This is a genomic window from Cohaesibacter marisflavi (assembly GCF_900115225.1).
GTDB classification, from domain to species: domain Bacteria; phylum Pseudomonadota; class Alphaproteobacteria; order Rhizobiales; family Cohaesibacteraceae; genus Cohaesibacter; species Cohaesibacter marisflavi.
The window spans coordinates 20,542-45,170 of sequence record NZ_FOVR01000011.1 but is presented as its reverse complement, the minus strand read 5'-3'; the positions used below and the strand labels follow the sequence as shown (position 1 = coordinate 45,170).

Genomic DNA, 24,629 nt, shown 5'->3' with positions numbered 1-24,629 from the left:
AATAAAACATATGAAAATTGTAATGGGTTCAGACCATGCGGGATTTCCGCTCAAGGCCGATATTATTACGCATATCGAGGCTTTAGGTCACGAGGTAACTGACGTAGGCTGCTATGATGCTGGCGAAGTCGACTTCCCTGATGTTGCCAACGCGCTCGTTGATTTTCTGCTCGAAGGCAAGGCGGAGAGGGGCATCATGGTTTGTGGCACAGGGGTGGGAGCAGCTATTGCCGCCAACAAGAGGGCCGGTATCCGTGCTGCTGTTGGGCATGACGTGCATTCTGCCCATCAATGTGTTGAACATGACAATGTCAACGTTCTCTGTATTGGGGCGCAAATTGTTGGGTTGTGGCTGGCCCGAGATCTGGTTTCAGCATTTCTGGAAGCGGAATTCTCTACCAGCGAGGAATTCCGCCGCCGTGTCTGCAAGCTTTCAGAGATGGAACTCAAGGGCTAAGCAACCTTATGATATATATAGTAGGTTCTATTAACCTGGACTATGTCGCTCGGCTGGAGGCTTTGCCTCTGCCGGGTGAAACTGTCCTTGGCTCTTCGCTCGTCAAAAGTCCTGGCGGTAAGGGAGCTAATCAGGCTGTTGCAGCACAGCGTGCTGGCGCGCCGGTGCGTATGATCGCTTGTTCGGGAAGAGACTTGGACGGTGAACTGGCGACCAAATTCCTGGCTCAAGATGGCGTTGATCTTTCGGGCGTTGAAAGAACGGAGATGCCGACCGGTATTGCGATCATTGAAATAGACGCAAAGGGTGAAAACTCGATTGCTGTGCTTCCCGGAGCCAATGAAGCTGTTTCTTCAGAGATGGTGAAGAAGTATCTGCAAGGTCTGAATAATAGCGACCTCGTTGTGCTTCAACAGGAGATTCCGCAAGAGGCCACGTTGACGGCTCTTTGCATGGCAAAGCAGGCTGGAGCTATGTCTATCCTCAATGTCGCGCCTGTGTTGGCCGATAGTGGGGATGCCGTTGCGCAGGCTGACCTGATTATCGTCAACGAAACTGAGTTCGAGAAAATTGCCGGCCTTGAAGCGTCATCGAATGCTGCCGACCAATGGTGCCAGCAAACAGGCAAGGCGTTGGCTCTTACACTCGGGGCTGATGGCGCGATTCTCGCGGGTGTCGGCGAAAGCAGCCATATCCGACCTCCGGCTATTGATCCTGTTGATACCGTCGGCGCTGGGGACACCTTTTGCGGTTATCTGGCTGCTGGATTGCACAACGAGCTTTCCTACAAAGATGCAGTCGAAACGGCCGTAGTCGCATCCGCCAAGGCTTGTCTGGCTTCGGGCGCGCAAGAAGCGATGCCGTGGGCCAAAGACATTGAGTTTTAGGAAAATTATATCGATCAATTGCTGAGACATGCGTAAAATTATAGAGAAACGCTTAAGCCATACCTTCTATCGAGAAAAAGGGATATGTGATTAGTCCAACGGGTCCAAGATATTAGGGTTCTAAATGGTTCGAATTTAGGGGAGCCTAGTGTCTTTAATTCATTCGGGGTTGTCGTTTGCCGTGGTGTTAGGAGCTTGATGGTTTAGCGGTTCTGGGCGACTACCGTTGAAAAGGCTTCTTCTCTGGGCGAGCTTATCGTGTTCTAAGTGAATTGGATATGGGCCATCGTCGTCTCCTTGCCTCATTTTTAGGGGACAAGGTGTCTACAATTCTAGGGGCAATTCAATCTCTAAGCTTGCGCGTAGCTCTCATTCAGGTTGAAAATCCACCAAAGCCCGCTTTAGCTTTGTGATGCTCTATCCAGCCGCCTTGTTCTAAGCAGTCAATCAATTCAAGGAAAAGCCTACGAGAAAGAAGCGGCTTATCGTTGAGAAGATTCCAATACTCACCGCCTCGCTTGAAATATGCCGCCGCTCTATTGTAACCCAAATAAAGTTCATGGTCCTCCTGCGTAGCCACAACAAGCTCAGCATACAGCTTTTCTAAATAGCACCGTATCCGGGGGATATCACGTTGATTGGGCTTCCTGCCTTGTCGCCGCTCCAAATAATCAGCATATAAATGATCAATTGCATCTTGAACTAAGCGGCTATCAATTGCCCGGCTCAACTCGAAACGGCGTGAGTGATCAAGTCCTTCTTTATTTTTGACCGCAGGAACGCCTTTCAACGCCATTTCCTTCTCCCATTCTTAACCCATTAACTCTAAGTAGACTGGCCCATTTGCGGTATAAATAAAACATTCAAATATTTTAGATATTTACCAACCATCGCTATCCAGAAGCGTCGTTAGCAGGAGCGAAAACTATTGGGGCATTTATCATCTCCCATATTCAGAGCCGTATGGAGGACTGAATACACAAGAGATTGATTGGTCTGATAGTTCAATCATGATTGTGCTATAGGCGTTTACGATGGAAAACCTGATAATTTTGGCGAGAAATCTTTGAGCCCGAGTGCAATATAGAGCAGCCCCCAAGCCCCCCTTGGTGGGTGGCAAGGAGAGGTCATATAGACTGCGTGCGATGAAAGGCCCCTAGAAACTGATATTTCGCGAGTGTCGCTCAGTGGTAGAGCAACGCTGCCAAAGCTTGCTTTGCGCACCTTGCCTGTTGGCTATTGTGAACAGACTTGTGAATGAGGGCTTTATTGTAAACGAAAAAGGGCCCAGGAAATTTCCTGAACCCTTTTATGTAATGGAGCGGGCGATGGGATTCGAACCCACGACCCCAACCTTGGCAAGGTTGTGCTCTACCCCTGAGCTACACCCGCGAAACTCTTAAGCTTTTTCAAGCTCTTAGCAACATTTCGTTGCTTCGCTGCGGCGCTCCGTGCCGTCTGTGGGTGCTTATATGTACGACCTGAGGAGCAATTGCAACAGGGAAATTACAAAAAATGATTTTTTCCCACTGGCTGTGCAAGTTTTTCACAAACGGTGAAAAACTTGCTGGCCGCTTTGCCGCCTCTACGACGGGTCATCCCTTGCAGGTTCGGCCCCTTCACTCTATTAGCTAGATGAGAGAAAGCCGGGCCTTACAGACAGTTAACTCGCCCCAACACAGTACTCCATGCTATCGGATCACAGCGTCCGCCCCTATTTTCAGACCTGATCAATCTTTCCAGAGCACAGTTCAATGACCTCATCAGAAAAATGCAGCCGCCAAGATCTTTTTGATTTTTTCGCCGCACTCGACATAGAAACCACCACTCATGAGCATGAGGCGGTTTTCACCGTAAGCGAAAGCCACAAGATCAAGGAAGACCTGCCCGGTGGTCACACCAAGAATCTCTTTCTCAAGGACAAGAAGGGCAAGATGATGCTGGTTGTCTGCCTCAATGACACGGAGGTGGACCTCAAAAGCTTTCATCGGAAATATGATTGCGGCCGCGTCAGCTTTGGCAATGCAGACCTGTTGTGGCAGCATCTGGGTGTGCGCCCCGGTTCGGTCACCCCCTTTGCTCTGATCAACGACAAGGAAGACCACGCCATCAATCTGGTGCTCGACGCCAATCTAATGGAACAGGATCTGGTGAATTTCCACCCTTTGGAAAATACTGCCACGACGGCTATCTCGAAACAGGATCTGCTGCGCTTTCTCGAAGGCACGGGTCATAGCCCGACCATATTGGCGCTCGAAAAAGAAGACGCCTAGGCGAGACAAGCCGGATCTTTGTGCCTCTGCCCGAAAGGCGGACATGTTAATCGACTTTCAGGCCAATTGGGCATTGAACAAAATGTGCCACTATCCCATATTGGGGACGACAAATCACAGGGCATGTAACCCGGTTACATAGCGGCTTTGACAAACAGACTTAGACACTGTCCAAGATCCAAAGGCAGGCACAGTCCCTCACGAAAAGGACCGTCCAGATGAGCAACACCACATATGGCTACGGAAGCGGCATGTCCGCCAGCTACACCACATCCCAGAGCTCTAATGCGCAATCTTTCGGCGCAGCTCCGCAGCCAACTCCCGCTCCGAAGCCGGCGCAAGACACTGGCCCGCTTATCAAGGATACCTCGACGCAGGAATTCATGCAGGATGTGATCGAAGCGTCCAATAGCACAACCATCCTCGTCGATTTTTGGGCACCATGGTGCGGCCCCTGCAAACAGCTGGGCCCGGATCTGGAAAAGGCCGTCACCGAGGCCAAGGGCAGGGTCAAGCTGGTCAAGCTCAATATCGACGATCACCCCGCCATCCCACAGCAGATGGGCATCCAGTCCGTTCCCGCCGTGGTCGCCTTCAAGGATGGCCGCCCGGTGGATGGCTTCATGGGCGTGCAGCCACCAAGCCAGATCAAGGCCTTCATCGAAAAGAATGGCAGTGAGCCGCAGGCCGATCCTGTAGAAGAAGCCTGCAATCATGCCAACGAATTGCTCGAAGCGGGCAATCCGGTTGAAGCCGCGCAGATTTTTGGCGCCATCATGCAGCAGGTTCCGGACCATCTCCCTGCCGTTGTCGGCATGATCAAATGCCTGCTTGCCAATGAAGAAGTTGAAAAGGCCCGCACCCTGTTTGACAGCCTGCCCGAGGAAGCCCTCAAGGAGCAGGATGTGTCTGCCGTCAAGGCCAGCCTTGAGCTAGCCGAACAGAGTGCAGATCTGGGCGATCTGGCAGAATTGCAAGCCAAGCTGGAAGCCAATCCTGAAGACAATCAGACCCAGTTCGATCTGGCCGTGGCGCTCAATGGCAAGAACAAACGCGAAGAGGCCGTCGACCAGCTGATCGCCATCATCAAACGTGATCGCGAATGGAATGATGACGGAGCCCGCAAACAGCTTCTGCAATTCTTTGAAAGCTGGGGCGTGATGGACCCTGCCAGCGTCTATGGCCGCCGGCAGCTATCCTCTATTCTTTTCTCATAACTGACGAAAAGCCGCCCCATCGCTTATGCATGCGGCGGCCAGTTTTATTCCATTCGATGCGCATGCGACCCATGCAAATGAAGAAAGCACAGATCGCAGGCTTCAAAGCGAGCGAAAACAAGGAGATCAAATGGCTCAGGCAGGCAATGCATATTATGACAGCCCGAGAGACATTCCCGCTATCATTCCGGTGTTTCCCCTGGAGGAAGCCCTGTTGCTGCCACGCACCCAGATGCCGCTGAATATCTTCGAAGAACGCTATCTGATGATGATCGACTATGCCATGCATAAGGATCGGATCATCGGTATCATCCAGCCGCTCGAGCCTGAAGGCGATCCGGCAGAAAGCGATGCGCCTGAAAAGCTCTACGCCCCCAAGCTTCAGCAAGTCGGCTGTCTGGGGCGTATCTCGGCCTATGGCGAAACCGGAGACGGGCGCGTATTGGTCACCTTGTCCGGCATTTGCCGTTTCAAGCTGGTCAAGGAAATGCTCACCGACCTGCCCTTCCGCCTCGCCGAGATCGACTGCGAAGAGTATGTGCATGATCTGACCGAAGGCCTTGGCGAAGATCAGGTGAACAGGGAAGGTCTGCTGGAAGCCTTCCGCGCCTTTCTTGAGGCCAATGATATGGAAGCAGACTGGGACAGCATCGGAAAATCCTCCAACGAAGTGCTGGTCAACTCCCTTTCCATGATGAGCCCTTATGGATTGGCAGAAAAACAGGCGCTCCTGGAAGCGGAAAGTCTGGCTCTGCGTGCCGACACGCTGATTGCCATGACGGAAATGCATCTGGCCAGCGAAAGTGGCGAAGCCCCTCAAACCTTGCAGTGATCTGACCTGCAGCAACAAGCCGGTCAGGACAGATAGGACCCATCATGAGCAAAAAAGAAAACCAAGATCATGGCGTCGGCGAGAAGACCGGCACGGTTGATCGCAAATTGCTCGAAATTCTTGTCTGCCCCCTGACCAAGACAACGCTCACCTATGATGCAGACGCGCAAGAGCTGATCAGCCACGCTGCAAAGCTCGCCTATCCGATCAGAGATGGCGTGCCCATCATGCTGCCCAGCGAAGCACGCCAGTTGGAAGACTGAGTGCTATCGCGGAAGGGCTGTAAGCTTTCTTTCCCACAGAGACTAGAGGCCTTCCCCGCGCAGCAGCTTGGGCACCTCACCGCGATGACCCGCGGCTTCCTCGATGAACATGCGCTTGAGGCCCGGCAAACGATCCACCATGCCGAGGCCGAAATCGCGGACATGGCGCAGCACCTCGCTCTTGTTGGAAAAGAGCCGATTGAGCAGATCGCAGGTGACACCCATCTGCGTGACGTCAAACCGGCGCCAGCGCTCATAGCGCTCCAACACATCAAACGCCCCGATATCCTGCCCAAGGCGCGCAGCCTCAACGATCACCTCGGCGAGAGAAGCGACATCCTTGAATCCAAGATTGAGCCCCTGCCCGGCGATCGGATGAATCCCGTGCGCGGCATCGCCTACCAGTGCAAATCGCGAAGCGACATAGGAGCGCGCCAGAACCATCCCGAGAGGGAAGCCCTTGCGCGGCCCTTTTTCCTCAAGTGCGCCCAGCTGTTTGCCAAACCGGCGCTCCAGTTCAAGCCCGAAGGTAAAGTCATCCATGGACAGCAAGCGCTTGGCATCATCTGTGCGCTCATTCCACACCAGAGATGAGCGATTACCCTTGAGCGGCAAAATAGCAAAGGGGCCAGCAGGTAGGAAATGCTCCACCGCACAGCCTTCATGCGGGCGCTCATGTTCAACCGTGGTTACAATCCCGATCTGATCATAATCAAACCGATTCACGTGAATCCCGGCTAGATCCCGCAAACGCGAGCGTACCCCATCGGCCGCCACAAGCAGCTTGGCGCCGACCGTTTCGCCAGATTGCAAGAAGAGAGAAACAGCAGAGCCATCAACGATGAAATCCTTGACGCTGTGTCCTTCCAGAACATCTACCCCGGCGGCCTTTGCCGCATCGCCAAGAGCGCCAACCATGGCCCCGTTCGGCACCATATAGGCAAACGGCTCTCCATCCTTGGCTCCGCCCTCAAAGGTCAGCAAAACCGGACGCACGATATCCTTGAGCTTGCTATCGGTGACTTCCATTTTCCGGATGGGTTCGGCATCTGGCGCGATTGTGTCCCACACACCGAGGCTTTGCAGCATCCGCGTCGCCGCAGAGGCAACCGCAGACGCACGCTCATCCTTGCGCATGCGCTCCATGACCTGAGGCTCGACAACAAGAACAGACAAGCCGCTTGCCTGCCGCACGGCCAGCGCCAGCGACAAACCAACATATCCCCCTCCGGCAATCACCAGATCATAGCTTTCCTTCAGGCAAGACGCATTGTCATTGGCTCCGACCGGTTCTGCCTTTGCGTGCCGTGGTGAATTCATGCTTTAATCCCTTCTGCCTGCCTTTAATGTGGCCGCACCATAACGCTGCCTGCACTCCGTTTCCATTATATAGTGATAAGAAATCGGAAGATCTCGACAAACTGACTAGAGAAAGCGATTTTTTCGTCGCGCCATCTCCTGCTATAAGCGCTAAGATAGGCCTTGGCCTTATCCTGTTTGAAAACATTATATCGCTATCCACAAATCCCGGGACATTTTTCATGACGTCAGCAATTGATACCCTCCTCTCCATTCTGGATCTCGAAACTCTGGAAACAGACCTGTTCAGAGGCATGAGCCCGCAGGATGGGTGGCAACGGGTTTTTGGCGGTCAGGTGATTGGACAGGCCCTTGTGGCAGCATCCCGAACGGTGGAGGCTGAACGCAGCGCCCATTCCCTGCATTGCTATTTCATGCGCCCGGGCGACCCCAAGACACCAATCATTTATGAGGTGGACCGACTGCGCAACGGGCGGTCCTTTTCCACACGCCGCGTTCTGGGCATCCAGCATGGCAAAGCCATTTTCAACATGGCCGCTTCCTTTCACAAGAAGGAAGAAGGTCTCTCCCACCAGATCGAGCTGCCCGACATTCCCGGACCGGAAGATCTGCCCAGCGAGGAAGAGGTCTATGAGAGCTATGTTGCCAAGGCACCGGACAATATAAAGGCCTATTTCCGTCGCGAGCGCCCTATCGAGCTGCGCCCCATCAATATGGAACATTATGTAACGCGTAAAAAACTGGAGCCGCAGCAACTCATCTGGGTGCGCACAACATCGAAACTCCCCGATGATCCGGCCATCCACAAATGCGCATTGGCCTATGCCTCGGACATGACCTTGCTGGACACGTCCCTTTTCGCGCATGGCCTCTCCGTTTTCAGTAAGACCATCAGCGCCGCCAGTCTGGACCACGCCATGTGGTTCCATGGTGATTTTCGCGCTGACGAATGGCTGCTCTATTGTCAGGACAGCCCATGGGCAGGTGGTGGCCGCGGTTTCAACCGCGGCAGTCTTTACCGGCGAGATGGCACATTGGTTGCATCAGCTGCTCAGGAAGGCCTTATACGCGAAATTGACCGGTAAATGAAAGATTAAGCCTAACAGATGCGGATTATTTAGAACCTACGCACAATCAATGTGCAGTTTAAAAGCTTGAAATGACTCATTGCTTTTCACTCATCACAAAACGGCCACAATGTGTGCATGAAAAATAGGCAATTTTTGTAATTTGCCTATAATTATCGCAAAATCACCCTGTGCACAAATATGAAGCAAAGATCGATTTTATTATCAAAATCGAATTTTGGACAGCATTTCAACAACTTAATAAAAAGTTACAAAACTGGCACGGCTTTTGTAAGAGAGAAAGCACAAAACAAGAGGTTTTGCCCCGGCTGATTGCAATTTGGGGCATGACATTCAAACCCGACAGAGGGACAAAACCCATAAGAGGGACATGAGAGAGTGCCATGAAGTTCATTATTGCCATTATCAAGCCTTTCAAGTTGGAAGCTGTGCGTGAAGCATTGTCTGCCGAAGGTATTGAAGGCCTGACCGTGACTGAAGTTAAGGGCTTTGGTCGTCAACGCGGTCATACGGAAATCTATCGCGGAACCGAATATTCCGTCAGCTTCCTGCCGAAACTGAAAATCGAAGTTGCCGTAACAGCAGACAAGGCTGAAAAGACCATCGAAGCCATTTCGAAGGCAGCAGCAACCGGCCAGATTGGCGATGGCAAGATTTTCGTCACCTCACTCGAGCATGTCATGCGCATCCGTACCGGCGAAACCGACAACGACGCGCTCTAAGCCCAACCCCAATCAAGTAGAAGTGAAAAACAAGGACAATCAAATGTCAAAAGTAACCCTTGCCCTTCTTGTTGGCGCAGCAAGCCTTATGGCTGGCCCGGCCCTCGCACAGGAAGCAGCAGAAGCAGCGGCAGCTGCTCCAGCAGCAACCGGCGAAGCTGCCGCCCATACGCAATATATTCTCAACACCCTGCTCTTCTTGATCGGCGGTTTCCTTGTGATGTGGATGGCAGCAGGCTTCGCAATGCTCGAAGCTGGCCTTGTTCGCTCCAAGAACGTTTCCATGCAGAGCATGAAGAACATCTCCCTTTATGCCGTTGCTGGCATCATGTACTATCTGGTCGGCTATAACCTGATGTATACCGGCGTTGACGGCGGCTATATCGGGTCTTTCTCCTTCTTCTACGCTCTTGATCCGGTAGGCGGCGACGCTCTTGATACCGGCTATTCCACGGCTTCCGACTGGTTCTTCCAGATGGTCTTCGTGGCAACCGCAGCATCTGTTGTGTCCGGCACCCTGGCTGAGCGCATCAAACTGTGGCCGTTCATGATCTTCACCGTAGTGCTGACCGCATTCATCTACCCGATCGCCGGTTCCTGGCAGTGGGGCGGTGGTTGGCTCTCCGAAATGGGCTTCTCCGATTTCGCCGGTTCCACCCTCGTTCACTCCGTAGGCGGCTGGGCAGCTCTTGCTGGTGCACTTCTGCTTGGTGCTCGTAAAGGCAAATATGGTGCTGACGGTTCTGTAAACCCGATGCCTGCTTCCAACATTCCGCTGGCTACTCTGGGTACTTTCATCCTGTGGCTCGGCTGGTTCGGCTTTAACGGTGCTTCCCAGCTCGCTATGGGCACCATCGGTGACGTTTCCGACGTTTCCCGCATCTTTGCCAACACCAACATGGCTGCCGCTGGTGGCGTTGTTGCCGCGATGATCCTTCTGCAGATTCTCTACAAGAAGGTCGACGTAACCATGGTCCTCAACGGCGCACTGGCTGGTCTGGTATCCATTACCGCTGAGCCTCTGACCCCGACCATCGGCGAATCCATCATCATCGGCGCAATCGGCGCAATCCTCGTCATCATCGTTGTTCCGCTTCTCGACAAGCTGAAAATCGACGACGTTGTTGGTGCGATCCCGGTTCACCTTGTCTGCGGTATCTGGGGCACTCTGGTTGTTCCGTTCACCAACGATGGCACCTCCTACGCTACCCAGTTCATCGGCGTAATCTCCTACGGCGTCTTCACTCTGGTTTGCTCCTTCATCGTATGGGGTATCCTGAAGGCAACCATGGGCATCCGCGTTACCGAAGAAGAAGAATATATCGGTCTCGACAAAGCTGAAATCGGCGTCGAAGCTTATCCGGAATTCGGCATCGGTAGCCAGCGCGTATAATAAAATGGGCTAGGCGGAGTCCTCCTGATCACCTTCTTCGCCTAAAGCGCCCACGGCCTACTTGCACAGGCCCAGAGGGGGAAACCCGTCGGAACACCGGCGGGTTTCTTTTTGTCTATAGCGATGAGGCACAAGACCAGCAGAAGGCGTGCGCCCCGGCACAGCGGCAACCAGTGTAAGGAAGCGCCAGACACACGCGTCACTTTCGCAAGACAAACAATGGAAAATCAGGAAGAGCAAGAGACGCTTTTTGCGCCAAGAGCGCACTGTCTAAAAATTAGGCAGTGATTTTTAGCTGCGATCACACCCTAAAGAATCCAGCCAAACAGCACGACGCTGCTCACGAGCGAGAAGCCTGCGACAAAGGCCATGAATTTCATCGGATCGAACAGTGTCATAGTCTGCCTCCCTCACTCAATCAGCAACGCTCCTCTTTGAACCCCATCATTCTGGCTGCAAAATCTGAACATCCCTTACTATCGGAACGGGTAAGGCCAACGACAGGGAAAATTCCACAAATTATGGTTTCCAAAGGATGAACAGGCCGCCCTGTGCTTGCTTGGGCATGCGCGCAAGGGGCCAGCATCCCCAAGCTTGGGCAAATTGGCCCATTCTGTCAGCTAAACCGAATGTTTGTCTTGCCATCATCGCTGAGACACCCTAAACCGGCTGTAACACCGTGATCTCAATTGGAGTTGCACCTATGAATATTAGCGAAATCCCTGCTGGCAAAGACGCCCCGGAAGATATCTTCGTTGTCATCGAAGTGCCAAAAGGCTCTTCGGTGAAATATGAAGTAGACAAAGCATCCGGCGCGGTCTTCGTTGATCGTTTCCTCTTTACCCCGATGGCCTATCCTTGCGATTACGGCTTCATTCCGAACACGCTGGCTGACGATGGCGATCCGATCGATGTATTGGTTGTTGGCGACGCACAGCTGACCCCGGGCGTTGTCATGCGCGCGCGTCCAATCGGCGTTCTGATCATGGAAGACGATGGCGGCAAAGACGAAAAAGTCGTTGCAGTGCCACACACCAAGCTGACCAGCCACTATGATCACATCAAGACCTACGAAGACCTGCCGAAAAACCTCGTTGAGCAGATCAAGCATTTCTTCGAGCACTACAAAGATCTTGAGCCAGGCAAATGGGTAAAGATCGAAGACTGGGCAGGCCCGGAAAAAGCCAAGGAAATGATCCAGATTTCCATCGACAACATGAAGAAATAAGTCTTCCTGTCGGCCAGAAACAAGAAAGCGCGGCAACCCACCGGTTCCGCGCTTTTCTTATGGCCGGATTTTAAAAGAGGCGGGCTGTCGTCCTCTCCTCTTCGAACAGATCAATAGAGCCCGGTTCTGAGCAGATTCCGAACGAAGAAGATCCCCAGCAGCAAAATGACCGGCGAAAGGTCCAGCCCACCCATTGCAGGGATAATCGAGCGGATACGTCCAAGAACCGGTTCGGTCAACCGCCAACAAACCTCGTAAATCGAGGAGACAATCTGATTGCGCGGATTGACGATATTGAAGGCGAACAGCCATGAGAAAACCGCCGACGCGATTACAACATAGGTGTAGATCGCCAGAACCTGATCAATCAAAAGAATTAAAGCTGTCATAGTCATCCTCGTGTTCGGAAAAAGAGACCTCGGTCCTTACGACTTCCCAAAATATTTATGCACCCGCCACGGGGGCTGCTCACCCCGAATATATGTTGAGACATGTAGCGATCTATAGCCCCCCCTGCAAGGGCCAAAGAGAGACGAAACGTCGGTATTACCTCATGCTTTCTTATGCCTGAACTGTGTTAAGTTTTGGAAAAAGCAAACCTTTAAAATACAAAAAGCCCCGATACATACGCAAACACAGGTGCATCGGGGCTTGATGAGATGAGGTGCTGGCTACGCGAACACCAAATGCCAGCTTGCTCTTTACTGAGCAAGCGGCGTGCCAAGCGTGAGAAAAATTCCAAAAGACACATTTAGTAGCCAGATGCCCAAAATCACCACAGGATCTAGAAAAGCGCATAATCCGGTCAAGGCTTTGGTAACAACCCGACCCGCAATATGCAAAGCCTCCATTGCAAATTGCATGACTCAATCGCAGCATCAGCGAGCGGGACCGGCACCGATCCAGACATCAAGAAAGCGGTTCAACCAACGCTCGACATAGGGGTCATAAGCGCTGCGCTCTCTGAAATGGTCTCCACGCTTGCGCGCGCCCTCCACCGTCAGGTGATCGGCAGCAACCGTCGTCCACTGATGCATCATCTGCAAAGTGACTTCGGGATGGAACTGGATGGCATAGGCGCTTTTTCCATATCGCATGGCCTGATTGCTGAAATAAGAGCTACTGGCCAGACGCTCGGCACCGGAAGGCAGCGAAAAGCCCTCCTTATGCCACTGATAAACCTTCTCTGGCCAATCAAACAGCACCTTGCCTTCATCGGTCGGCGCAATTTCGTAATAGCCGCGCTCGACGAGCCCGCAAGGATGCAACTCAACCTGCCCACCCAACTGCCGACACATCATTTGTGCGCCAAGACAGATGCCCAGAAATGGCGTCTCATCACGCAAGGGCACAGAAATCCAGTCAATCTCCTTGGTAACATAGTCCTCTTCATCATTGGCGCTCATCGGGCCACCGAAGATCACGGCACCGGCATGCTCGCTCATGCTCGTAGGCAAAGGATCCCCAAAGCGAGGCCGCCGGATATCCAGCGAGTACCCTCTTTGCTCCAGCAGATATCCAACCCGACCGGGGGTTGAGGCTTCCTGATGAAGAATGATCAGTATCTTTTGCAAATCAGAACTCATTCAGCTTCTTTTTCAATCTGGGCCTGTACATGCTGTCGCATTCGGATGCGATCCCGTCGGGATACGCCCAGCAACTCGGAAACACGCCAGACCAGATTGTCCTCGAATTCATGAATTTGCCCGTCGGCGAAAACGAGTTGCCACATCATTTCGATGATCTTGATACGCCCGTCTTCATCCAGCTCCCGTTTGAGCACGGAGGTGAATTTATAAAGATCAACCGATTCCTCATCGCATTTGCTCGCAAAATCAATCAGTTCGGCAGTTTCCGAATCGGTGAGGGAATAGTGCTTTTTCAGCACCTTGCGGATTTCTTCGGTTTCATTGTCATCGATCACGCCATCAATCGACATCAGATGCACCAGCAGTGCAGCAGTTGCCACGCGCAGATCACTATCGGAGAAAACCTCACTGTCTTCCGATGCGCCGGCGAGATCGCGAAACACCTGCATTAAGCTATCAAACATATTCAATTCCAGTTCTTGAGTTCACACTACATATAATCACGCAAATATTTCAGTCAATTATATGGTCGACTTAAGATGGTTCAAAGAATGATCCATATTTTCGACAGTGCCGGGCGCTTTCCCTTTTGAAACAAAGAGCATATCCTGCGCGAAGATCGCAAGAATCGCACGAGATTTATTTCGAATGTGCCACGGATTGCTGGCTGGTTTCTGAAAAACCTGCTTTTTAGACGATCACATATTGGGGAGGATACTATGCATAGTCGTAAATTGGGCAAAGATGGCTTTATCGTCAGCGAAGTGGGCCTTGGCTGTTGGCAGCTTGGTGCAGACTGGGGTGCTGCTCTGGCGGAAGAAACAGGCCTTTCCATTCTGGAAACCGCACTGGAAAAGGGCGTGACCTTCTTTGACACCGCCAATGTCTATGGCGATGGCAAGAGCGAGAGCCTGATCGGCAAATTCCTCGCAAGCAAGGACCGCTCAGACATCCGTGTGGCCACAAAGTTTGGTCGCGGCGATGTCTATCCGAATGGTTATAGCGAGCAGTCCTTGCGGGCGGGTATCGATGCGTCACGCAAACGTCTCGGCATGGATTGCCTCGACCTGGTGCAGCTTCACTGCATTCCCACCGAAGTGATGCGGGAAGGAGCCATTTTCGATTGGCTGCGCGCTCTGCAGTCCGAAGGCGTGATCAAGCATTTCGGGGCCAGTGTGGAAACGGTTGAAGAAGGGCTGATGTGCATTGAGCAGGAAGGCCTTTTGAGCCTGCAGGTGATTTACAACATCTTCCGCCAAAAACTCACCGAAGAGCTTCTGCCTCAGGCAAAGGCCAAGGGCGTGGGCATCATCGTCCGCCTGCCGCTGGCCAGTGGCATGCTATCTGGCAAATTCTCTGCTGACACGAAATTTGCCGAGAATGACCACCGCAATTTCAACCGCGATGGCCAGTGCTTCAACGTGGGCGAAACTTTCGCTGGCCTGCCATATGAAAAAGGTCTGGAGCTGGTTGAAGAGCTTAAGGGCATGCTGCCCGAAGGCATGAGCATGGCTGACATGGCCCAGCGCTGGATTCTGGACCATGATGCTGTCTCAACCATCATTCCCGGAGCCAGCCGCCCGGACCAGATCGGACGCAATGCCGTCATTTCAGATCTGGCACCCTTGCCACAGCAACTGCATGACGACCTCATCGCCTTCTACAAGGAAAAAGTCGCCCAGCATGTGCGCGGGGCCTACTGATCTTAAAACCAACTGGAGACAGCTCCTTGGCCTCAAAGACCACGACAAACAAAAACCCCGCCATTTGGCGGGGTTTCCTTTTGATATCATGGGTCACAACAGTGACGCCACAAGCACGCAATCATCTTTACATGAAGTCACGCTTGACTGTTTTGCTGAAATTCTTGGAAAAGATTTCCTCTCCCCCTTCATAGCCCTTAACCGAAGCAGACAAAATCCATTCGGTCTTTGTGCAGGTCAACTCCGTGCGCGTATGCGTACGCACATTCCAGCCATCTTCCCGCTCATAGCGCGTGGTGCCTTCACAGACACCTTTCATGGATTGCGGATCATCGGCATTGATAGACCAACATTCTGTACGCGTTTCCTGATTACGCAGCTTGGTATCAGGATGCTCTTCAAAGCCGGTGTCTTCCTGAATGTGATAATGGGTCATACCCGTCATCAAATCCCGCTCGACGAAGCGCCGCGTGCTGCCCGCTTCCAGAAAGGTATAGTTTGGCAGCGGATCGGGATTTTCCGGCTGAGGCATGTCAATGCGCTCATGTGCCCCCAGAAGCGGCATGGCAAGACGAATCGAAGCGGTATCGATTGTAACCCCCGGCGCTTCCGGCGACGGCAGAATGAGCGGCCAGCTGGCCGTTGCCAGCGACAGGCGCATGCGATGACCCGGCTTCAAGCGATAACCACAGGCATCCAGACGCATGGTCACGGAGACCTTCTCATCCTTGGGCATGGCTTTCGGCTCGGCATAGCCATCGCGATGCGCAAGGTTGAGAACACCGTAGACCACCCGCGTGGCTGTTCCATCAGGATGCACATCCACAATACGCGCAACCATATTCTCCCAGTCGGCCGAGCAGGAAAGGTCAAGCGACAATTCCGGCATGCCCAGATAAACAGCCTCGTCCTGAAGCGGCGCTGTTTCAAAAACCAGAGCACCGGCATCATCAACCCGCTGATCGCCCGCCATTTCAGCATCTGGCTTCAAGGTGAACCATTCACCGGAATTGACGCCACTATCGAGTGGTGAGCGCAGGTAAATGTCACCAACGCCGGCTCCGCCCTCTCCTTCTGTCAGACACTTGTCACCTGCGATCGAGAAAACGGCAACCTCTGGTTTTGACCATGTATCCTTGGCCACCCAGAAGCCCGGATCTTCATCCCGCCATGCCTTCGGACGGGGACCATCCAGAATATAGGCACGGGCCTGAGGAATTGATTCGGCTCCGTTCTGTTCATCACGCAGCCAGCGATTCCACCATGCAATCGCCTCACCGTGGAAGTCAGCCCGCGGCTTGGGCCATGCGAAATGCGGATATTTATGAATCCACGGACCAATCAGCGCCTTGGCCTTTTCCCCGACGCCCTCAACCGCCTTGAGCGGCGTGTTGCGGTAGCCATCGGCCCAACCGGCAATCACCAGAGCAGGCGTGTCGAAGCCTTCGAAATCTTCGCAAATGGAACCATGTTCCCAATAGGCATCGCGCCGTTGATGCTCGATCCATTCTTCAAGGAAGAAGGGTTCCCCTTCCAGACGCTCTAGCCACATCTCTTTCCACTTGTCGCCGACCAGCGCTTTGTCCGGCGTGCGCGACTGGTAAGTGAGCATGGTCGAAGCCCAGGACAAGTTGGCATAGAGATGACAGCCATTCTTGTAGTGAATGTCATCATTAAAGCGGTCCACCGTCGAAGCGATGGATATCACGGCCTTCAGCGCCTCGGGCTTGAGAGCAGCCGTCTGCAGACAGTTGAAGCCACCCCAGGAAATGCCCATCATGCCCACCTTGCCATTGGACCATGACTGGCTGGCAATCCATTCGATGACCTCACAGGCGTCGGACAATTCACGCGGGGTATATTCCCCATCGATCACACCCTCAGATTCGCCCGAGCCGCGAATATCAACACGCACTCCGGCGATGCCAGCTTCGGCAAAGACCGGATAAGTGCTCTCGTCACGCGGCGAGGTTCCGTCCCGCTTGCGATAAGGCAGAAATTCGAGAACGGCTGGCACAGGGTCCTTCTCAGCCCCTTCCGGCATCCAGATGCGCGTGGCAAGACGAGTGCCATCCTTCAGCGTGATCCAAACGTCCTCAGAGACGGAAAAGCTTCGTTTTTCCATAATATTGCTTTCTATTTCATGTGTATTCTGCCCGCAGGCAATGCTGGTTTGGCGCTATCAGTTACCGGCAGATTCGATCTTGCGCGTGGCAAGAACCTCTTCCAGCCAGCCCAGATGCATTTCCGGAACAGACTTGAGCAACAGATCGGTATAGTCATCAAATGGCGGGCTCAGAACTTCCGATTTGGGTCCGAAACGAACCAATTCGCCTTGATACATCACCGCGACGCTATCAGCGATGGCGCGAACGATCGCGATATCGTGGGTGATGAAAATATAGGAAAGCCCTTTTTTCTTCTGCAGATCGAGCAGCAGATGCAGAATCCCGTCCGCTACCAATGGATCGAGAGCAGAGGTCGGTTCATCGCAAATGATGATTTCCGGTTTGGCCGCCAGAGCCCGGGCAATCGCCACTCGCTGCTTTTGCCCACCGGATAGCTCGGCCGGATAGCGATCAATATACCCCTCACCCATCTCGATCTGATCGAGCAATTCCTGAACACGCCTGTCACGTTCAGCGCCCCTGACCCCCTCATAGAAGGTAAGCGGACGCCCGATGATCTGCCCCACGGTCTGACGGGGATTCATCGCCGTATCGGCCATTTGATAGATCAATTGCAAGCGACGCAGCTGATCACGCGAGCGTTGCTTAAGCGCAGCAGGCAGTGGCTCGCCTTCAATGCGCACCTCTCCCGCCATGGGTGGAAGCAGACCGGTCGCCACGCGGGCCAGCGTGGATTTACCAGAGCCGGATTCGCCAACAATCGCCAGCGTCTGGCCTTTTGGCACATGCAACGACACATCATTGAGCACCTTGACGCCGCCAATATAGGCTGCGTGAATGCCGCTCATCTCGAAATATTTTCGCTTCTGATCAGCCGCTTCCTGATGCTTGATGCTGCGCACATTGACCAGCGCCCGGGTATAGTCTTCCTCGGGCTGCTCGATGATCTGCTCGGTCGGACCATATTCCACCATGGCACCATCACGCAGCACCATGATGTCATCGGACACCTGCGCCACCACAGCCAAATCATGGGTAATGTAGAGTGCTGCGGTTTCTGTCTTCTCGATGGCCAGCTTGATCGCCGCCAGCACATCAATCTGCGTGGTCACGTCAAGCGCCGTGGTCGGCTCATCAAACACGATGAGATCAGGCCGGGAACAGAGCGCCATGGCCGTCATGGCTCTTTGCAGTTGACCACCAGACACCTGATGCGGATAGCGTTTGCCGAAGCTTTCCGGCTCAGGCAGCCCAAGAATATCAAACAGATAGGCGGCTCTTTCACGCGCCTCTGCTTTTGTCATCAGCTTGTGCCGAAGGCTGGCTTCAATCACCTGATCCCCGATCCGGTGAGCCGGATTGAAGGAGGCTGCCGCCGACTGCGAGACATAGCAGACCTTGGCTCCACGAATCGCGCGAATTTCCTTGCGATTCATGGCCAGCAGATCTTCTCCATCAAGCAAGGCCTGGCCGCCGGTGATCTCAACCCCGCCTCGCCCATAGGCAAGCGCGGAAAGGCCGATGGTGGATTTGCCTGCACCGGATTCCCCGATCAGACCCAGCACCTTGCCCCTTTCGAGGGTGAAATTGATCCCCTCAACAATGGTGATGCGGACTGGATCTTCCCCCGGCGGATAACTGGTCGCCTCGATTTTGAGGTCTTTGACTTCAAGAAGCTCAGGCATCGCCGCGCCCTCCTTTCAGGCTGGAAGTTCGTCTGAGCAGCCAGTCAACAACCAGATTGACGCAAATGGTCAGAATGGCGATGGCCGCACCGGGCACCAAGGCAGCGGAAATGCCGAAAATGATACCATCCTTGTTATCCTTGACCATGCCACCCCAGTCTGCGGTGGGTGGCTGGATGCCAAGCCCAAGGAAGGACAGGGTGGAAACAAACAGGATGGCAAAGGCAAAGCGCAAACCGAATTCGGCCAGCAGCGGCGACAGCGTGTTTGGCAGAATTTCTCGCAGGATCACCCAAGCCGTTCCCTCGCCGCGCAGGCGCGCCGCTTCGACAAAATCCATGACCGCGACATCCAGCGCCACGGCCCGTCCCAAACGGAACACGCGGGTACTATCCAGAACCGCCATGACGATGATCAGCGTCGGCATATTCTGGGGCAGAGTTGCCAGAACCACGAGCGCAAAAATCAGCGTGGGAATGGACATCATCAAGTCATTGAAGCGCGACAGGCCAAGATCGATCCAGCCTCTGTTGGTCGCCGCAATAAAGCTCATCACGATGCCCAGCGTAAAGGACAACAGCGTCGCACAGAAAGCGACAAACAAGGTCGTCCGCGCGCCGAAAATCATGCGCGAGAGAATATCCCGGCCCAAATTGTCCAGCCCGAAGAAGAATTGATCCGATGCCGGCGCCCAAACGTCACCGACAACTTCCGTTTCGCCATAGGGGGCGATCCAGGGTGCAAAAAAGGCGCAGATGAGGGCAACGATAATGCCCGTCATACCAATCCACACCGAAATAGGTATTTCTTTCAGTCTCATCGTGGGTGCCTCAAACGTGGATTGGCGATAATGGCGAGAATATCGGCGGTCATGTTCAGCGCGATATAGATGGTCGCAAAGATCAGGCCGCAGGCCTGCACCACCGGCAGGTCACGCACGGTCACCGCATCCACCATATATTGGCCCATGCCCGGATAGACGAAGACCACTTCAACCACAACGACACCAACGATCAGATAAGCCAAGTTAAGTGCAACTACATTAATGATCGGCGCCAGCGCATTGGGCGCGGCATGCTTGATGATGATCCTGAGACCATCGAGCCCCTTCAGCTCTGCCGTTTCCATATAGGCGGACGACATGACCTGAATGATTGCGGCCCGCGTCATGCGCATCATATGGGCCAGCACAACAAGCACCAGCGTTGCAACCGGCAACGCGATGGATTCAAGCCGAGTAAGAAAATCCATGCCGTCATAGACGGTCGACGGGAAAATCGCCGTGGGGAATGTCACCACAAACACCATGATCAGCAAATAGCCGACAAAAAATTCGGGCAACGACACTGCGGCGAGAGATAAGATATTGATGATCTTGTCGGGGATTCGATTGCGATAGCGCACCGCCAGCAGTCCCAACCCGACCGACAGGGGAACAGCCACCAGTGCAGCAAAGAACGCAAGAAACAGCGAGTTTCCAAGGCGCTTGCCAATCTGCTCGCTCACAGATTGGCCACTAGCCCAGGAATTGCCGAAATCGCCGCTCACCGCATCTCCCAACCAGGTGACATAGCGGGTGAGAAGAGGCTGATCGAGCCCGAGCTCGGAGCGAATGTTTGCAACCGCCTCGGGGGTTGCCGATTGTCCCAGATAGGTGGTGGCAAAATCACCCGGCAGGGCTTCAACGCCAATAAAAATCATGACTGTTACAGCCCATAGCAACACAAAGGACAACAACAGACGACGCAGGATATTCGCAGCCAAAGGAAACTGCCGCGAAAAGGCGACAAATGGCCGGAAAAGTGATTGAGGGGTCATAGGAGACCTTCTTTTGTTTTCAGCAAGAGAAGGACCGTGGCGTTCCACGGCCCCAATTTTTCATTCCGACAATCCGGAATCAGGCGTCAAGCCAGACACGGCTTGCAATCTGGCCGTTGGAAAGATCGTTGCCGATATCATGCACGAAGCCCTTCATGGATTTGGCCGATGCATTCAGGAAGTCATTGAAAACAGGAATGATACTGCCGCCTTCATCGCGCACCATGACAGCCATCTGACGATAGAGAGCCTTGCGCTTGTCATTGTCCAGCTCGGCGCGGGCTTCCAAAAGCAGCTTGTCGAAATCATCGCGCTTGAAGCGGGAATCGTTCCAGTCTGCGCTGGAGAGATAAGAGGTCGCATAACGCAGATCCTGCGTCGGACGGCCGCCCCAATAGGTGGCGCTGAACGGCTTCACATTCCAAACGTTGGACCAGTAACCATCGGCCGGTTCACGCTTGACTTCGATATTGATGCCAGCTTTCTTGGCATGTTCCTGATAGAGCACGGCAGCGTCCACAGCGCCCGGGAAGGCGGCATCGGACGTGCGCAGAAGCACTGGCCCGTCATGGCCGGATTTCTTATAGTGGAAGGCTGCCTTTTCAGGATCATACATGCGCTGTTCGATATCGTCCGGCGCCATCTGATAAGTACTGTTGACCGGATAGTCATTGCCCAGAGAGCCATAGCCACCGACGATACGGTCCAGAATTTCCTGCCGGTCAATCGCATATTTCATAGCAAGGCGCAGGTCATTATTGTCAAATGGGGCCGTGTCACAGAACATCTGGAAGCTGTAAAAGCCCTTGGCATGCGTCTGCAAAATATCCACATGCGGCGCACGTTCCAGCAGCTTGATGGTCTTTGGCTCAACAAAGTTGATGAAATGCACTTGGCGAGACGACAGCGCTGCGATACGCGCGGTGTTGTCGTTCATCACGATCACTTCGACGCTGTCCACATGGCCGCGGTCGTCGCGCCAGTCATTCTTGTTTTTCTCAAAGGTTGCACGAATACCCGGCTCATAGCTCTTAAGCGTAAAAGCGCCCGTACCAATCGCCGCATTCGGATCATCATAGCCGCCGTTTGGCTGCACCATCAGATGATAATCCGTCAGCAGCAATGGCAGGTCGGCATTGCCTTCAGACAAAGTGATCACCAGATCTCCGGCCTTGTCTTCAACAGTCTTGATTGAACGCAGCAAGCCCAGCGCACCGGATTTTGACTTCTCGTCGGTATGGCGCTTGAGCGTTGCAACAAGGTCGGCAACGGTCATTTTAGAGCCATCATGGAAAGCAACATCCTTGCGGATCTTGAAGGTCCAGACAGACGCATCAGCCGATGATTCCCAAGATTCAGCCAACCCGGGCAACGGCGCACCGGTCTCGGGATCGGATTCCACGATCTTGTCGCCCCAAAGATGGTTGCACAGGAAAGAAACCGTGCCCGCAGCGGCAGCAGGATCAAGCACATCAGTCGCCGCGCCCCCTTTAATGCCCAGCTTGAGGTTGCCCCCTTTTTTTGGCGTTTCGGCAGCCATTGCTGAATTGGGAACAATCAGACCCGAAGCCGTCATGGCGAACCCTGCAGCAGCTGTCGCTCCCAGAAACTGGCGGCGAGACAAGCTATTAGGCAGGATTGGGTCAATGGAAGGTCTTTTTGTCATAATCATTCACTCTTTTTGCTAACGACGGAACATAATCTTGATCACACCAACATCCACGCAAAGGCTACGCGGGGGGTGATAGTAGAAAGCGAAACGCTTTGGATGCGTATGGCAGAAAGGGCTCCGAATATTGGGCCAGCCGAATACGCACACTCTGATTGCCAGTAACCTAAAAGTCTGAAAGGCAAGAAACAACTTCGCACTTTTAAGCTTTTTTATGCTACTTTACGCACTATTCGATTAAAAACGACAGACTTGGACAGTTTCATACGTGGAAACCAGTAACTTCATTGAAAATCTTCGCTATGCCTGCAGCCAGAAAAAATCCGTTTCGCAAATTTGCCGCGATATCGGCCTCAATCGGCAGCAATTCAATCGATATATCAACGGCACGTCCCATCCGTCTGCCTACAACCTGACCAGAATAGCACGGTATTTTTCGCTGCACCCGTCCGACTTTCATACCGTGCCATCGGTTTTTGCCGGCCGTTTTGAAAAGGCTCAAAAAGGCACAATCGGCAAGGACCGCATCAATGAGGGCTTTCCGGGCGACATCAGAGCTCTGCGACATCATCTGGGCTTTTTTCAAACCTACCATGTGTCGTTGTCCTGGCCCGGAAATGTGGTTTGCTCCTGCAGTCATCTGGAAGAACGCGATGGACTAGTGATCTCAAAATCAATCGAGCGCATCCGCAATGTGGAATTGGAGATCAAGCAATTCACCAAATATAATGGCAAGGCGTCCTATTTGCGCGACCGCATCTTTGTTGTCGAAACCGCCTCGATGGGTGAACCGATCATCACCCAGACGATCCTCCTGCCCTTTCAGGAGCATCAGCAGCTCTACCTCAAGGGCCTATGCACCGGCATTTCATGGCGAAACCAGAATATGCCCTATGCGACGCGCATGATTTGGCGCTATCTGGGCACGAATCCGGACAAGCGCGCCATGCTGGAACGGTGCGGAATTCTGTCACCCCGTTCGCGTCTGTTGTCACCGACCGTCAAGAAATTTCTCCTCTCTGGCGATATGGAACGGGCCATGCTTCAGCTGGCATAAAAAGAGCCCTGAGCATTCCTGCACAGGGCCGTATTTAGCGTCCAATGAAAGAGCGAGGCGACCGCTGCCTCGCAACAGGCTTCCTAAGCTTGAAGGCTTTTCATATCGATGACGAAACGATAGTGAACATCAGAGCGTTCAAGGCGTTCGTAAGCGGTGTTGATGTCCTGAATATTGATCATCTCGACTTCCGGATGGATACCGAAACGGGCACAGAAATCGAGGCATTCCTGCGTTTCCTTGATGCCACCGATAATCGAACCGGCTACCCGACGGCGCCCACGGATCATGAAGGGAGTTGTCAGCTCTTCCAAAGGACCAATCTGGCCAACCAGGCAGAGCGTGCCGTCAATATCGAGCAGCGGCAGATACGGATTGACGTCATGCTTGACCGGAACCGTGTCGATGATCAGATCAAAGCCATTGGCATAGGCTGCCATCTGGTCTGCATCCTTGGAGACAAGGAAATTATGCGCCCCGAGAGCTTCGGCATCTTTCTGCTTGTCGGGCGAGCGGGAAATGACGGTAACAATGGCCCCCATCGCATGAGCCAGCTTGATGGCCATGTGGCCAAGGCCGCCCATCCCGACAACACCAACGCGCGAGCCCGGCCCGACATTCCATTCACGCAAGGGAGAATAAGTGGTGATACCGGCGCAGAGCAGCGGCGCAGCTTTGCTGATGTCGAGCCCATCCGGCACGGTCAGCACAAATTCTTCACGGGCGATAAGATTGTTGGAATAGCCCCCTTGTGTAAGGTCACCTGTCTGACGGTCCGGCGCGTTATAGGTGCCCGTCCAGCCCTCACGGCAATATTGCTCGTGATCCTTCTTGCACTGATCACATTCCTGACAGCTATCCACCATGCAGCCAACCGCAACAATATCGCCAACCTTATGCTTGGAAACACCTGAACCGACTTCCGTGACACGCCCGATAATTTCATGGCCGGGAACGCATGGGTAAACGGTTTTGGCCCAATCGTCTTTCACATAATGCAAATCCGAGTGGCACACACCACAGTAAAGAATATCCATGGCGACGTCATTGTCTCTGAGATCCCGTCGCTCGAACGAAAATGGCTCCAATGGGCTTCCGACAGAGTGAGCCGCATAACCGAATGATTTCATTTAACTATCCTTGAAATTTTTAATCCAGAAGAGTCGATTTGAAGTCCCATCCATGGGGGAAGGTTGCGGTTCGCCTCCAGCAACGAAAAACGCAGGCAACAAACAGGCAGAAGTCATGGGACCGGAACCGATAAAGACGACGATGTTTCCTTGGCACGATAGGCAATCA

23 protein-coding genes and 1 tRNA gene are annotated in these 24,629 nt (G+C 53.4%); 12 read left to right on the top strand and 12 right to left on the bottom strand.

The genetic code is table 11. The features are described from left to right. Positions 1 to 10: 10 nt before the first annotated feature. Both BM258_RS17590 and BM258_RS17585 read left to right on the top strand, forming a co-directional pair. A complete protein-coding gene (locus BM258_RS17590; RefSeq protein ID WP_090074523.1) occupies positions 11 to 457 on the top strand; it encodes an RpiB/LacA/LacB family sugar-phosphate isomerase in 447 nt (148 codons plus the stop codon). Between the two features lie 8 nt (positions 458 to 465). Continuing rightward, complete coding sequence (locus BM258_RS17585) at positions 466 to 1,344, top strand: ribokinase (protein ID WP_090074521.1); 879 nt, start codon at positions 466 to 468, stop codon at positions 1,342 to 1,344. A gap of 373 nt (positions 1,345 to 1,717) precedes the next feature. Here BM258_RS17585 and BM258_RS17580 read toward each other — a convergent pair whose 3' ends face one another. Continuing rightward, positions 1,718 to 2,140 carry a hypothetical protein gene (locus BM258_RS17580; protein ID WP_090074520.1) on the bottom strand — a complete coding sequence of 141 codons (423 nt, stop codon included), beginning with the start codon at positions 2,138 to 2,140 and terminating at the stop codon, positions 1,718 to 1,720. A 521-nt stretch (positions 2,141 to 2,661) separates the two neighbouring features. Then, positions 2,662 to 2,736 (bottom strand) — tRNA-Gly (locus BM258_RS17575). Positions 2,737 to 3,098: 362 nt separating this feature from the next. Between BM258_RS17575 and BM258_RS17570 the strand changes: the two genes are divergently transcribed. The 4 genes from BM258_RS17570 (at position 3,099) to BM258_RS17555 (ending at position 5,929) form a co-directional block, all read left to right on the top strand. Beyond that, the gene (locus BM258_RS17570) at positions 3,099 to 3,617 is read left to right on the top strand and encodes a prolyl-tRNA synthetase associated domain-containing protein (RefSeq protein ID WP_090074518.1); all 519 of its coding nucleotides are present in this window, start codon (positions 3,099 to 3,101) and stop codon (positions 3,615 to 3,617) included. Positions 3,618 to 3,835: 218 nt separating this feature from the next. Next, entirely contained in the window at positions 3,836 to 4,834 is a 999-nt protein-coding gene (trxA, locus tag BM258_RS17565; RefSeq protein WP_244544754.1) for a thioredoxin, read from the top strand. 130 nt (positions 4,835 to 4,964) lie between these two features. Continuing rightward, complete coding sequence (locus BM258_RS17560) at positions 4,965 to 5,666, top strand: LON peptidase substrate-binding domain-containing protein (protein WP_090074680.1); 702 nt, start codon at positions 4,965 to 4,967, stop codon at positions 5,664 to 5,666. A gap of 44 nt (positions 5,667 to 5,710) precedes the next feature. Then, positions 5,711 to 5,929 carry a Trm112 family protein gene (locus BM258_RS17555; protein ID WP_090074516.1) on the top strand — a complete coding sequence of 73 codons (219 nt, stop codon included), beginning with the start codon at positions 5,711 to 5,713 and terminating at the stop codon, positions 5,927 to 5,929. Between the two features lie 42 nt (positions 5,930 to 5,971). On the opposite strand, the gene BM258_RS17550 is transcribed toward BM258_RS17555, so the two are convergent. Then, a complete protein-coding gene (locus tag BM258_RS17550; protein ID WP_090074514.1) occupies positions 5,972 to 7,249 on the bottom strand; it encodes a ubiquinone biosynthesis hydroxylase in 1,278 nt (425 codons plus the stop codon). A gap of 221 nt (positions 7,250 to 7,470) precedes the next feature. On the opposite strand from BM258_RS17550, the gene tesB reads away from it, so the two are divergent. The 4 genes from tesB to ppa all read left to right on the top strand — a co-directional run bounded on the left by tesB (position 7,471) and on the right by ppa (position 11,680). After that, on the top strand, positions 7,471 to 8,334 hold the full coding sequence (gene tesB, locus BM258_RS17545; RefSeq protein WP_090074513.1) for an acyl-CoA thioesterase II: 864 nt from the start codon (positions 7,471 to 7,473) through the stop codon (positions 8,332 to 8,334). Positions 8,335 to 8,720: 386 nt separating this feature from the next. Further along, positions 8,721 to 9,059 (top strand): P-II family nitrogen regulator, encoded by a 339-nt coding sequence (locus tag BM258_RS17535; RefSeq protein ID WP_090074510.1) that lies wholly within the window; start codon positions 8,721 to 8,723, stop codon positions 9,057 to 9,059. Positions 9,060 to 9,102: 43 nt separating this feature from the next. Beyond that, positions 9,103 to 10,452 carry an ammonium transporter family protein gene (locus BM258_RS17530; protein ID WP_090074508.1) on the top strand — a complete coding sequence of 450 codons (1,350 nt, stop codon included), beginning with the start codon at positions 9,103 to 9,105 and terminating at the stop codon, positions 10,450 to 10,452. 703 nt (positions 10,453 to 11,155) lie between these two features. Then, entirely contained in the window at positions 11,156 to 11,680 is a 525-nt protein-coding gene (gene ppa, locus BM258_RS17525) for an inorganic diphosphatase (protein ID WP_090074506.1), read from the top strand. A 110-nt stretch (positions 11,681 to 11,790) separates the two neighbouring features. Here ppa and BM258_RS17520 read toward each other — a convergent pair whose 3' ends face one another. The 3 genes from BM258_RS17520 to BM258_RS17510 all read right to left on the bottom strand — a co-directional run bounded on the left by BM258_RS17520 (position 11,791) and on the right by BM258_RS17510 (position 13,733). Then, positions 11,791 to 12,069: a YggT family protein gene (locus tag BM258_RS17520; protein ID WP_090074504.1), complete on the bottom strand. Its 279-nt coding sequence runs from the start codon at positions 12,067 to 12,069 to the stop codon at positions 11,791 to 11,793. A gap of 489 nt (positions 12,070 to 12,558) precedes the next feature. Then, complete coding sequence (locus BM258_RS17515; RefSeq protein ID WP_090074503.1) at positions 12,559 to 13,266, bottom strand: glutamine amidotransferase; 708 nt, start codon at positions 13,264 to 13,266, stop codon at positions 12,559 to 12,561. Next, positions 13,263 to 13,733, bottom strand: coding sequence for a tellurite resistance TerB family protein (locus BM258_RS17510; RefSeq protein WP_090074501.1), 471 nt, complete (start codon positions 13,731 to 13,733; stop codon positions 13,263 to 13,265). Before BM258_RS17510 ends, BM258_RS17515 begins: the two co-directional genes overlap by 4 nt. 255 nt (positions 13,734 to 13,988) lie before the next feature. Between BM258_RS17510 and BM258_RS17505 the strand changes: the two genes are divergently transcribed. Further along, positions 13,989 to 14,972 (top strand): aldo/keto reductase, encoded by a 984-nt coding sequence (locus tag BM258_RS17505; protein WP_090074499.1) that lies wholly within the window; start codon positions 13,989 to 13,991, stop codon positions 14,970 to 14,972. 127 nt (positions 14,973 to 15,099) lie between these two features. Here the strand turns inward: BM258_RS17505 and BM258_RS17500 are convergent, their stop codons facing one another. From BM258_RS17500 to BM258_RS17480, 5 genes are all read right to left on the bottom strand, one after another. Further along, positions 15,100 to 17,097, bottom strand: coding sequence for a CocE/NonD family hydrolase (locus BM258_RS17500; protein WP_090074497.1), 1,998 nt, complete (start codon positions 17,095 to 17,097; stop codon positions 15,100 to 15,102). A gap of 57 nt (positions 17,098 to 17,154) precedes the next feature. After that, the gene (locus BM258_RS17495) at positions 17,155 to 18,786 is read right to left on the bottom strand and encodes an ABC transporter ATP-binding protein (protein ID WP_090074496.1); all 1,632 of its coding nucleotides are present in this window, start codon (positions 18,784 to 18,786) and stop codon (positions 17,155 to 17,157) included. Then, on the bottom strand, positions 18,779 to 19,606 hold the full coding sequence (locus BM258_RS17490) for an ABC transporter permease (RefSeq protein WP_090074494.1): 828 nt from the start codon (positions 19,604 to 19,606) through the stop codon (positions 18,779 to 18,781). Before BM258_RS17490 ends, BM258_RS17495 begins: the two co-directional genes overlap by 8 nt. Next, complete coding sequence (locus BM258_RS17485) at positions 19,603 to 20,604, bottom strand: ABC transporter permease (RefSeq protein WP_090074492.1); 1,002 nt, start codon at positions 20,602 to 20,604, stop codon at positions 19,603 to 19,605. The genes BM258_RS17490 and BM258_RS17485 overlap by 4 nt, the downstream gene beginning before the upstream one ends. Before the next feature lie 79 nt (positions 20,605 to 20,683). Further along, positions 20,684 to 22,270: an ABC transporter substrate-binding protein gene (locus BM258_RS17480; protein ID WP_407062734.1), complete on the bottom strand. Its 1,587-nt coding sequence runs from the start codon at positions 22,268 to 22,270 to the stop codon at positions 20,684 to 20,686. Positions 22,271 to 22,541: 271 nt separating this feature from the next. Here BM258_RS17480 and BM258_RS17475 point away from each other — a divergent pair, with 271 nt between their 5' ends. Further along, positions 22,542 to 23,330 carry a helix-turn-helix domain-containing protein gene (locus tag BM258_RS17475; protein ID WP_090074488.1) on the top strand — a complete coding sequence of 263 codons (789 nt, stop codon included), beginning with the start codon at positions 22,542 to 22,544 and terminating at the stop codon, positions 23,328 to 23,330. Between the two features lie 83 nt (positions 23,331 to 23,413). Here BM258_RS17475 and BM258_RS17470 read toward each other — a convergent pair whose 3' ends face one another. Next, a complete protein-coding gene (locus BM258_RS17470; RefSeq protein WP_090074486.1) occupies positions 23,414 to 24,460 on the bottom strand; it encodes an NAD(P)-dependent alcohol dehydrogenase in 1,047 nt (348 codons plus the stop codon). Positions 24,461 to 24,629: the final 169 nt, after the last annotated feature.

Bases quoted from the DNA above. Each gene is read 5' to 3' on its own strand.
- BM258_RS17590 (WP_090074523.1), top strand. From the start codon at position 11: ATGAAAATTGTAATGGGTTCAGACCATGCGGGATTTCCGCTCAAGGCC.
- BM258_RS17585 (WP_090074521.1), top strand. From the start codon at position 466: ATGATATATATAGTAGGTTCTATTAACCTGGACTATGTCGCTCGGCTG.
- BM258_RS17580 (WP_090074520.1), bottom strand. From the start codon at position 2,140: ATGGCGTTGAAAGGCGTTCCTGCGGTCAAAAATAAAGAAGGACTTGAT.
- BM258_RS17570 (WP_090074518.1), top strand. From the start codon at position 3,099: ATGACCTCATCAGAAAAATGCAGCCGCCAAGATCTTTTTGATTTTTTC.
- trxA (WP_244544754.1), top strand. From the start codon at position 3,836: ATGAGCAACACCACATATGGCTACGGAAGCGGCATGTCCGCCAGCTAC.
- BM258_RS17560 (WP_090074680.1), top strand. From the start codon at position 4,965: ATGGCTCAGGCAGGCAATGCATATTATGACAGCCCGAGAGACATTCCC.
- BM258_RS17555 (WP_090074516.1), top strand. From the start codon at position 5,711: ATGAGCAAAAAAGAAAACCAAGATCATGGCGTCGGCGAGAAGACCGGC.
- BM258_RS17550 (WP_090074514.1), bottom strand. From the start codon at position 7,249: ATGAATTCACCACGGCACGCAAAGGCAGAACCGGTCGGAGCCAATGAC.
- tesB (WP_090074513.1), top strand. From the start codon at position 7,471: ATGACGTCAGCAATTGATACCCTCCTCTCCATTCTGGATCTCGAAACT.
- BM258_RS17535 (WP_090074510.1), top strand. From the start codon at position 8,721: ATGAAGTTCATTATTGCCATTATCAAGCCTTTCAAGTTGGAAGCTGTG.
- BM258_RS17530 (WP_090074508.1), top strand. From the start codon at position 9,103: ATGTCAAAAGTAACCCTTGCCCTTCTTGTTGGCGCAGCAAGCCTTATG.
- ppa (WP_090074506.1), top strand. From the start codon at position 11,156: ATGAATATTAGCGAAATCCCTGCTGGCAAAGACGCCCCGGAAGATATC.
- BM258_RS17520 (WP_090074504.1), bottom strand. From the start codon at position 12,069: ATGACAGCTTTAATTCTTTTGATTGATCAGGTTCTGGCGATCTACACC.
- BM258_RS17515 (WP_090074503.1), bottom strand. From the start codon at position 13,266: ATGAGTTCTGATTTGCAAAAGATACTGATCATTCTTCATCAGGAAGCC.
- BM258_RS17510 (WP_090074501.1), bottom strand. From the start codon at position 13,733: ATGTTTGATAGCTTAATGCAGGTGTTTCGCGATCTCGCCGGCGCATCG.
- BM258_RS17505 (WP_090074499.1), top strand. From the start codon at position 13,989: ATGCATAGTCGTAAATTGGGCAAAGATGGCTTTATCGTCAGCGAAGTG.
- BM258_RS17500 (WP_090074497.1), bottom strand. From the start codon at position 17,097: ATGGAAAAACGAAGCTTTTCCGTCTCTGAGGACGTTTGGATCACGCTG.
- BM258_RS17495 (WP_090074496.1), bottom strand. From the start codon at position 18,786: ATGCCTGAGCTTCTTGAAGTCAAAGACCTCAAAATCGAGGCGACCAGT.
- BM258_RS17490 (WP_090074494.1), bottom strand. From the start codon at position 19,606: ATGAGACTGAAAGAAATACCTATTTCGGTGTGGATTGGTATGACGGGC.
- BM258_RS17485 (WP_090074492.1), bottom strand. From the start codon at position 20,604: ATGACCCCTCAATCACTTTTCCGGCCATTTGTCGCCTTTTCGCGGCAG.
- BM258_RS17480 (WP_407062734.1), bottom strand. From the start codon at position 22,270: ATGACAAAAAGACCTTCCATTGACCCAATCCTGCCTAATAGCTTGTCT.
- BM258_RS17470 (WP_090074486.1), bottom strand. From the start codon at position 24,460: ATGAAATCATTCGGTTATGCGGCTCACTCTGTCGGAAGCCCATTGGAG.